Origin of the sequence: Catellatospora sp. NPDC049133, assembly GCF_040648455.1 — a bacterium.
Taxonomy (GTDB): domain Bacteria; phylum Actinomycetota; class Actinomycetes; order Mycobacteriales; family Micromonosporaceae; genus Catellatospora; species Catellatospora aurea.
Window position 1 is genome coordinate 1 of record NZ_JBEZDT010000077.1, and the last position, 7,003, is coordinate 7,003.

3 protein-coding genes are annotated in these 7,003 nt (G+C 70.5%); 2 read left to right on the forward strand and 1 reads right to left on the reverse strand.

Features of this window, described 5'->3' with window-relative positions; all coding sequences use genetic code 11:
- Positions 1 to 66: 66 nt before the first annotated feature.
- Entirely contained in the window at positions 67 to 1,473 is a 1,407-nt protein-coding gene (locus AB0B35_RS41815) for a GH1 family beta-glucosidase (protein WP_361057401.1), read from the reverse strand.
- Positions 1,474 to 1,771: 298 nt separating this feature from the next.
- On the opposite strand from AB0B35_RS41815, the gene AB0B35_RS41820 reads away from it, so the two are divergent.
- Together AB0B35_RS41820 and AB0B35_RS41825 are read left to right on the forward strand one after the other, a co-directional pair.
- A complete protein-coding gene (locus tag AB0B35_RS41820; RefSeq protein ID WP_361057404.1) occupies positions 1,772 to 5,263 on the forward strand; it encodes a discoidin domain-containing protein in 3,492 nt (1,163 codons plus the stop codon).
- A 237-nt stretch (positions 5,264 to 5,500) separates the two neighbouring features.
- Positions 5,501 to 6,553 (forward strand): LacI family DNA-binding transcriptional regulator, encoded by a 1,053-nt coding sequence (locus AB0B35_RS41825; protein ID WP_360534775.1) that lies wholly within the window; start codon positions 5,501 to 5,503, stop codon positions 6,551 to 6,553.
- Positions 6,554 to 7,003 lie beyond the last annotated feature (450 nt).

Below are 7,003 nucleotides of genomic sequence, written 5' to 3' on the forward strand. Positions count from 1 at the left end.
GGCGGCGTCGTCGGAGAGGTCGACGACGCCGCCCGGTTCTGACATCGGCCCAGCCCCGGGCCGGTGTCAGGCCGCGATGCCGCCGGCGTGGATCACATCGCGGTACCAGCGCGCGCTGTCCTTCAGCAGGCGCTGCTGGGTGTCGTAGTCGACGCGGACGATGCCGAAGCGCTTGCCGTAGCCGAACGCCCACTCGAAGTTGTCGAGCAGCGACCACACGAAGTAGCCGCGCAGGTCGGCCCCGGCGGTCATCGCCTCGTGCGCTGCGGCGAGGTGGGCGCGCAGGTAGGCGATGCGCTCGCCGTCCCGGACACGGCCGTCGGCGTCGACCTTGTCGTCGTAGGCCGCGCCGTTCTCGGTGACGTACATCGGCAGGTCGGGGAAGCGGCGGTGCACGCCGATGAGCACGTCGCGCAGGCCGGTCGGGTCGACGGTCCAGCCCATCTCGGTGCGCGGGCCGGGGGTCTGGTGGAACGTGATGTCCTGGCTGGCCGGGTACACCGACGGTTCCTCGTGCGGCGTGGCCGCGGCGCTGACCAGGTCGGGGGCGTAGTAGTTGACGCCCAGCGCGTCGATCGGCGCGGAGATCACGGCCAGGTCGCCCTCGCGCACGAAGGACCAGTCGCTGACGGCCGCGGTGTCGGCCATGACGTCGGCCGGGTACGCCCCCGTCATGATCGGGTCGAGGTAGACGCGGTTGAGCAGGCCGTCGATGCGCCGGGCGGCGTCGCGGTCGCCGGCCGAGTCGGTCAGCGAGCGCACCGCGCCCTGGTTGAGGGCGATGGACACCTGTGCCGTCGGGACCGCCGCGCGCAGCGCCTGCGCAGCCAGGCCGTGGCCGAGCAGCAGGTGGTGGGTGGCCAGCAGCGCGTCGGCGGGGTTCTTGCGGCCGGGGGCGTGGAAGCCCGCGCCGTAGCCGAGGAACGCCGAGCACCACGGCTCGTTGAGGGTGCACCACAGCTTGACCCGGTCGCCGAGCCGGGCGGCGACGACGGCGGCGTAGTCGGCGAAGCGCAGCGCGGTGTCGCGGGCGGTCCAGCCGCCCCGGTCCTCCAGCTCCTGCGGCAGGTCCCAGTGGTAGAGCGTGGCCGCGGGCTTGATCCCGGCGGTCAGCAGCTCGTCGACGAGCCGGTCGTAGAAGGCGATGCCGGCCGGGTTCTCCCCGGACCGACCGCCGGGCTGCACGCGGGGCCAGGACACCGAGAACCGGTACGCCGACAGCCCGATCTCGCGCATCAGCGCGACGTCCTCGCGGTAGCGGTGGTAGTGGTCGGCGGCGACGTCGCCGGTGTGCCCGTCGACCACCAGGCCCGGGGTGGCGCAGAAGGTGTCCCAGATCGACGCGGTGCGGCCGTCGTCGGCAACGGCGCCTTCGATCTGGTACGCGGCGGTGGCCGCCCCCCACCAGAAGTCGGGTGGAAACCGCAGCTCCTGCGCGGTGGCTGCGGCTGGTGCCTCGGTCTGGGTGGGCATGGGTTCCCTTTCGTGGAAACGGGCCGGCGGGAGAGCGCCACCGGGAAACGCGATGGAGAGCGCTCTCCGAATGAGTCCCAGGCTCCCGGCAACGGGCCGCCGATGTCAAGAGCGGATAGCCCAGCGGCGATGAGGGAATCGATGGGGCGGCCTACAAAACGCTCTCATGCGGACAGTTCGGCATAGTCGGCAGTCGCTGTCTTGACAGCGGGGAAATGTCGGCGTAACACTCGGAGAGCGCTCTCCACCTCACGGCCCTCCGGCCGGAGCTCTCCCCGTTGCAACAGGTAGGAGCCCCATGACCCCCGTCAGTCACCGCCCGGGTGCGCGGCAACTCGCCCGCCGCTGGCGGATAGCCATACCCATCGCGGTCACCACGGTCATCTCATCGCTGGCCCTGGTCATCCCGTTCACCAGCGCCAGCGCCGCCGACTCGCTGATCTCGCAGGGCAAGCCCGTCACCGCGTCCTCCGTCCAGGGCGCGGACCTGGCCGCCGCCAACGCCGTGGACGGCAACTCCGGCACCCGCTGGGGCAGCGAGTGGAGCGACCCGCAGTGGATCCGCATCGACCTCGGTCAGACCGCGTCGATCAGCCAGGTCATCCTGGAATGGGAGGGCGCCTACGGCCGCTCGTTCCAGATCCAGACCTCCGCCGACGACGTGAACTGGACGCCGATCTACACGACCACCACCGGCCCCGGCGGCACGCAGACCCTCAACGTCACCGGCTCCGGCCGGTACGTGCGGATGCACGGCACGGTGCGCAACAGCGGCTACGGCTACTCGCTGTACGAGTTCAAGGTCATCGGCTCGTTCGGGCCCGCCCCGAGCCCGAGCACCAACCCGGGCGCGTGCGGCACCACGAACGTCGCCCAGGGCAAGACCGCCACCGCCTCCTCGATCGAGGGCGCGGGCACCCCCGCCTCGGCGGCCGTCGACGGCAACGCCGGCACCCGCTGGTCCAGCCAGTACAGCGACCCGCAATGGCTGCAGATCGACCTCGGCAGCACGCAGAGCATCTGCCAGGTGGTGCTGCAGTGGGAGGGCGCGTACGCGACCGCCTTCCAGCTGCAGACCTCCGCCACCGGCACCGGCGGCTGGACGAGCATCTACAGCACCACCACCGGCCCCGGCGGCACGCAGACCCTCAACGTCGGCGGCAGCGGCCGGTACATCCGCATGTACGGCACCACCCGCGCCAACGGCTACGGCTACTCCCTGTGGGAGTTCAAGGTCTTCACCGGCGGCATCGTGACCTCCCCGTCGCCCAGCCCCAGCACCCCGACCAGCCCCAGCCCCAGCCCGTCGGGCAACTGGACCACGGTCTGGGAGGAGAACTTCGACGGCGCGGCCGGCACCTCCCCGAACGCGGCGAACTGGCTCATGCGCACCGGCACGCAGTACCCGGGCGGCGCGGCGAACTGGGGGACCGGCGAGATCGAGACCGCCAGCAACTCCACCGCCAACGTCTACCTCACCGGTGACGGCAAGCTGAACATCAAGGCGATCCGTGACGGCGCGGGCGCGTGGACCTCGGGCCGGCTGGAGACCCAGCGCACCGACTTCGCCCCGCAGCCGGGCGAGCTGCTGCGCTTCTCCGCCGTCATCCAGCAGCCCAACGTGGCCAACGGCCTGGGCTACTGGCCGGCGTTCCGGGCCACCGGCGCGGCGTACCGCGGCAACTACAACAACTGGCCGGGCGTCGGCGAGACCGACATCATGAGCGGCGTCAACGGCCGCAGCCAGCTGTCCAACACCCTGCACTGCGGCACCGCCCCCGACGGGCCGTGCGGGGAGTACAACGGGCGCACCTCGGGCCTGGCGACCTGCCTCGGCTGCCAGACCGCGTTCCACGAGTACGCGCAGGTCATCGACCGCACCAAGACCGACGAGGAGATCCGCTTCTACCTCGACGGCCGGCAGACCTGGGTCGTACGGGAGAGCCAGGTCGGCGTGGCCGCCTGGCAGGCCGCCGTGCACCACGGCTTCTACCTGCGGCTCGACCTGGCCATGGGCGGCCTCTACCCGAACGCCGTCGCGGGCGAGACCGTGCCGACCTCGGAGACCACCTCCGGCGGCGTGCTCGCCGTCGACAAGGTCACCGTGTCCAAGCAGGTCGGGACCACGGCTCCGGCGATGACCGACCCGGCGATCCCGGCCGGGCCGAGCGTCGTGCGGGTCACCGGCACCCAGGGCAACTGGCAGCTCCAGGTCAACGGGTCGGCGTACCTGGTCAAGGGCCTCACCTACGGCCCGCCGCAGGGCGCGGCCGACGGCTACATGCGCGACCTGAAGAACATGGGCGTCAACACGATCCGCACCTGGGGCGTGGACGACACGCAGACCCCGGTGCTGCTCAACACCGCCGCCCGCCAGGGCATCAAGGTGATCGTCGGGCACTGGCTCAACCAGGGCGCGGACTACGTCAACGACACCGCGTACAAGAACAGCGTCAAGGCCGAGATCGTGGCCCGGGTCAACACGCTCAAGAACAACCCGGGCGTGCTGATGTGGGACGTCGGCAACGAGGTGCTGCTCACCATGCAGGACTTCGGGCTGCCGGCCGCCGAGGTCGAGGCCAGGCGCAACGCGTACGCCGCGTTCGTCAACGAGGTCGCCGTGGCGATCCACGCCGCGGACCCCAACCACCCGGTCACCTCGACCGACGCGTGGGTCGGCGCGTGGCCGTACTACAAGAACAACTCGCCCGCGCTCGACATCTACGGCATCAACTCCTACGGCGCGGTCGGCGGTCTCAAGCAGGCCTGGATCGACGGCGGCTACACCAAGCCGTACGTGCTCACCGAGGGCGGCCCGGACGGCGAGTGGGAGGTGCCCAACGACCTCAACGGGGTGCCGACCGAGCCCACCGACCTGCAGAAGCGGGCGCAGTACACGGCGAGCTGGAACGCGATCCTCAGCCACCCCGGTGTGGCGCTCGGGGCCACCGAGTTCCACTACGGCCTGGAGAACGACTTCGGCGGCGTCTGGCTCAACACGCTGACCGGCGGCTGGCGCCGGCACGGGTGGCACGCGCTCAAGCAGGCCTACAGCGGCACGGCCTCGGCCAACACCCCGCCGGAGATCACCAGCCTGACCCTGTCGAACCAGACGTCGATCCCGGCCGGCAGCCAGTTCACGCTGTACGTCGGCGCGACCGACCCGCAGGGCGACCTGCTGCGGTACAACATCATGTACAGCAACAAGCACATCAACGGCAACCGCGGTTTCGACAACGTGCGCTTCACCCAGCTGGGCGGCAGCAACGAGTTCTCGGTGACCGCGCCGCAGCAGATGGGCGTCTGGAAGATCTACGTGTACGTGTTCGACGGCCACGGCAACGTGGGCATCGAGCAGAAATCGATCCGCGTCGTCGCGCCGACGGTGCCGGGCACCAACATCGCCCAGGGCCGACCCGCGACCGCCTCGACGTACCAGCCGACCGGCACCAACGGGCCGCAGCTTCCCTCCTACGCCGTGGACAACAACTACGGCACCCGGTGGGCCAGCGAGTGGGTGGCCACGGCCTGGCTCCAGGTGGACCTGGGCTCGGTCAGGACGTTCAACAACGTCCTGCTCGGCTGGGAGGCGGCGTACGCCAAGTCCTACCAGATCCAGGTCTCCAACGACGGGACCAACTGGAGCACGGTCTACTCGACCACCGCCGGCAACGGCGGGTTCGACATCCTCCCGGTCACCGCGACCGGCCGCTATGTCCGTATGAACGGCCTGGACCGGGCCACCACGTACGGCTACTCACTGTGGGAGTTCGGCGTCTACCAGAGCTGACGCCGGACCGCTCACCGGGTGCGGCGGGTGGAGGCATCGACCCGCCCGCCGCACCATCACGCTCTCGCACGTTGCGTGATCGCTCGACTTGCCAGGCACCGGGGCGTATCTTGAAGCGCCTTTCGCCCACCTGCCTGGCAAGTCGGGCGATCATGGCGCGCGGCGCCCGGCGGAAGGGCGTAAATCCGGGCAGGTCGGGAGCGGAGAGCGCTCTCCCTTTGTGCTATAAAGACGTTCATGACCAGTGACCAGACGCCGGCGCAGCGGCTGCCGACGCTCGAGGACGTCGCGCAGGTTGCCGGCGTCTCCAGGGCCACCGTCTCGCGGGTGATCAACAACATCCGCAACGTCGACCCGCAGTTGCACAAGGTCGTCTGGGACGCGGTCACCGCCACCGGCTACGTGCCCAACCGGGCGGCGCGGTCACTGGTCACCGGCCGCACCGGCGCGATCGCCCTGGTCGTCTCCGAGGCGGAGAACCGGGCCGCGGACGATCCGTTCCTCGGCCGCTTCTTCTCCGACCCCTTCTTCGGCCGGGTGGTCGGCGGCGTGCTCAGCGTGCTGCGACCGTCCGGGGTGCACCTGGCGCTGGTGCTCGCCGGTGACGAGGACGCCTGCGCCAAGGTCGTCTCCGACGTACGCCAGGGGCAGGTGGACGGCGTCGTGGTGCTGTCCCTGCACCCGCACGACCCGCTGCCCAGGATGCTCGCCGACGCCGCGGTGCCCGCCGTCCTGTACGGCCGCCCCGCCGCGCCGATGCCGATCAGCTACGTCGACGTCGCGACCTACCAGGGCGCGAAACTGGCCGCGGACCACCTGGTCGCGCGCGGCTGCCAGCACGTCGCCACCATCTCCGGCTCCGTGGACATGCCGGCCGGCGTGGACCGCCTCAACGGCTTCCGCGAGGCGATGGCCAAGCAGGGAGTGGCGTACGTGCCCTCCTACGACGGCGGCTTCACCCAGGAGGGCGGCGAGCGCGCCATGGAGCGCCTGCTCGCCGAGCACCCCGAGGTGGACGGCGTCTTCGTGGCCAGCGACGTGATGGCCCAGGGCGCCATGATGGTGCTGCGCGACCACGGCAAGACCGTGCCCGACGACGTCGCCGTCATCGGCTTCGACGACAGCAGCGCGGCCCTGTCCAGCCGCCCCCCGCTCACCACGGTCCGCCAGCCGGTCGAGGACATGGCCGCCGAGATGGCCCGCCTCCTGCTCACCCGCATAGACTCCCGCGCCAACCGGACCACCAGCGTCATCTTCGACCCCGACCTGGTCCACCGCGCCTCCGCCTGACCCCCGCCCGTCCCGCGCTCGCCCCGGATCGCCGTTTCCCGTTGATCATGAACTTATGGCACGGCTCGGCGGTGTGTCGTGGCCACAACCTCATGATCAACTTTGGTTGATCCGGCGCGCGGCTGGGTCATGACCTGCGCCGATGTCTTGTTCTGTAACAGCACGGCAACTGACTCTTGACAGGACCTGGCGGCGGGGCGATGCTCTGGCGTGGGAGAGCGCTCTCCGGTAGAGCGCTCTCACGAAGCTCCTCTGCACGTTACCCCAAAAGAACGCACCATCCCTTCCTGTGTTTGGAGGAAAAGCATGCGTCCAGCCCTGAACGGCGGAAGCCTGCGCCGCCGCGCCCTCGTGGTCGCGGGCCCGCTGCTCGCGACCGCGCTCGTGCTCGGCACCGCGGCCTGCGGTGGCAGTGACGATCCGGCGAAGCCGGGTGGCAAGGTCAAGCTG

Bases quoted from the DNA above. Each gene is read 5' to 3' on its own strand.
- AB0B35_RS41815 (WP_361057401.1), bottom strand. From the start codon at position 1,473: ATGCCCACCCAGACCGAGGCACCAGCCGCAGCCACCGCGCAGGAGCTG.
- AB0B35_RS41820 (WP_361057404.1), top strand. From the start codon at position 1,772: ATGACCCCCGTCAGTCACCGCCCGGGTGCGCGGCAACTCGCCCGCCGC.
- AB0B35_RS41825 (WP_360534775.1), top strand. From the start codon at position 5,501: ATGACCAGTGACCAGACGCCGGCGCAGCGGCTGCCGACGCTCGAGGAC.